The sequence below is a fragment of the Lyngbya sp. CCY1209 genome (assembly GCF_035615495.1).
Taxonomy (GTDB): Bacteria; Cyanobacteriota; Cyanobacteriia; order Cyanobacteriales; family Microcoleaceae; genus Limnospira.
In genome coordinates, this window is sequence record NZ_JAJENU010000289.1 from 1 (window position 1) to 611 (window position 611).

Consider the following 611-nt stretch of genomic DNA (forward strand, 5'->3'; position numbering starts at 1 on the left):
ACCCATGCCCGCAGTTGTTGCCAGAGTATGTTATCTAGCTTTCCGAAAATCTCCGAGGAGACTACCCCTGAGTAATACCTTGCCCATCCAGTGATGATGGGGTTGAGTTCCTTAATCAAGGCGGCTTGAGGTGCTGTTTTGTGTTTCTTAAACACCTCTTTCACTTTTTCGATGTGGGCTTTGATTGCTTCCTTATCAGGTTTAATGTGAGTTTTGAAGCCGAGTCGTTTACTGACCTTGCCTCCACTTTTACCTGACCTGTGTTTTCCGACTGGATATTGCCTGATATTGAACCCTAGAAAGTCAAAACCAGGTGAGACCATTTTTCCATTTACTTCAATTTCTTGAAGTGTGTGGCATATTCTTGTCTTTTCTGGTTTGAGTCGGAGTCCAATGGGCTTTAGCCATTCGGAGATAGCAATCTGGCACTGTTCAATGATTTCGAGTTTTGGTGATATGACTACAAAATCATCGGCGTATCTGACAACCGTTGCTTGAACTGTACTATTCTTTTTGGGGAATAGTTTTTCGATATGCCTCACCATTCCATCCAGTGCGATGTTGGCGAGGAGTGGACTTATTACCCCTCCTTGAGGTGTCCCGGCTTTCGT

At 44.4% G+C, this 611-nt stretch carries 1 protein-coding gene; it reads right to left on the reverse strand.

Annotation, left to right across the window (positions count from 1 at the left end):
• Window positions 1–611 (reverse strand): reverse transcriptase domain-containing protein (locus LKE08_RS08420; protein ID WP_324703771.1); only part of this gene is annotated, 611 nt, incomplete at both ends.